At 74.9% G+C, this 1,446-nt stretch carries 1 protein-coding gene; it reads left to right on the forward strand.

What is annotated here, in order from left to right; all coding sequences use genetic code 11:
- Window positions 1–256 precede the first annotated feature (256 nt).
- The gene (locus tag GT045_RS36960) at window positions 257–616 is read left to right on the forward strand and encodes an ANTAR domain-containing protein (protein ID WP_202515474.1); all 360 of its coding nucleotides are present in this window, start codon (window positions 257–259) and stop codon (window positions 614–616) included.
- Window positions 617–1,446: the final 830 nt, after the last annotated feature.

Consider the following 1,446-nt stretch of genomic DNA (forward strand, 5'->3'; position numbering starts at 1 on the left):
CGGCGGGCGGGTCGCCGTCGGCGGTCGGCGGGCGGGTCGCCGTCGGCGGTCGGCGGGCGGGTCGCCGTCGGCGGTCGGCGGGCGGGTCGCCGTCGGCGGTCGGCGGGCGGGTCGCCGTCGGCGGTCGGCGGGCGGGTCGCCGCACCGTGCGGACGGTGCAGCGTGACCGGGATCCGCGATGCTGGTTGAATTCGTGTGCAAGCGCCCACCGGGGGCAGGCGTGGTCGTGACGCCCCCCACCTCGAAAAGGTGCTCGATGGCCTTCTTCGCACTTTCCCGGCAGCAACCGCTGGTCCTGCTCTCGGCCACCGACCTGGCGTCCGAGCACCACCGTCTTGAGGACGAGAACGAGCAGCTGCGGCGCGCTCTGACCTCCCATGCCACGATCGACCAGGCCATCGGCGCGCTCGTCGTCCTCGGGCAGATCGCCCCGGAGGAGGCGTGGCGGGCCTTGCGGGACGTCTCCCAGCGGACGAACGTCAAGCTGCGCACCGTCGCCGAACACGTGCTGGCCTATGCCCAGGGCGGCGCCCTTCCCGAACCCGAGCGGCTCGAACTCGCGAAGGCGATCACCCGCTATCGCCGGTGCGGTGACGGCGTCCGGGAAGCTCAGTGACGCCCTGTCCCAGCCGGCCGGCGATGCCGGGAGCGGCGCGCCGGGGAGGGCCGCAGCACCCACCGGTCCTCGACCTGGTCCAGTCCGTACAGCAACACGCTGAGGACCGGGAACAGCAGAACCACGACGATGATCACTGGAGCGGCTCCCTCCGTGCCGACATCACCGGGCGGGTGCCCCTGCCGTCGCCTGCCGACCCTCGGCGGGTGTGAAGGTCCTGTGACCCGTGATCGCTGACCGTCGACGGTGATCGGCGACCTCCCCGTCGGCTTTCGACAGTGATCGGTGACCTCCCCGTCGGCCTTTGACCGATGACGGGGACCTCTGGCCGGTGACCGGTGGTCTCTGTCCGATGACCAGAGACCGGCGACCGGCGACCGGCGACCGGCGACCGGCGACGAGCAACCCACGACCGGCGAGCGGCGACGAGCAACCGGTGACGGGTGGCAGTGGCCTCATCGCGGCGGCTGTCGTCGGTACCGGCGCGCGGGCGGGGCGACGGGCCGGCGGGCGGCCCGGGCCGTGTCGGGATGACCGTCACCCGTCCGGCCGTGACGGGACGGCGCGGGCGGGGGACGGGACGGGGGCGACGGGACGGGCACCCGCGGGGCCTTTGGACGGACACCGGTGGGGCCTCCGACGCGCCCCTCGTGCGCCTTGTGCTTACCGTGCTGTGGACGTGACCCGACGTCGGCCGGGGAGGCGGAGAGGAGACGCGGAGCGGTGGAGGGCGATGCGCGCCGGCGGGCGACCGGGCGGGCCGGCCGGCGCCGGGCCGGGGGCGTGGTGCTGGGCAGCCGGCCGGCGTACTCCGTGCGCAGGCCGGCCTC

Origin of the sequence: Streptomyces sp. SID486, from assembly GCF_009865385.1 — a bacterium.
Taxonomy (GTDB): Bacteria; Actinomycetota; Actinomycetes; order Streptomycetales; family Streptomycetaceae; genus Streptomyces.

Bases quoted from the DNA above. Each gene is read 5' to 3' on its own strand.
- GT045_RS36960 (WP_202515474.1), top strand. From the start codon at position 257: ATGGCCTTCTTCGCACTTTCCCGGCAGCAACCGCTGGTCCTGCTCTCG.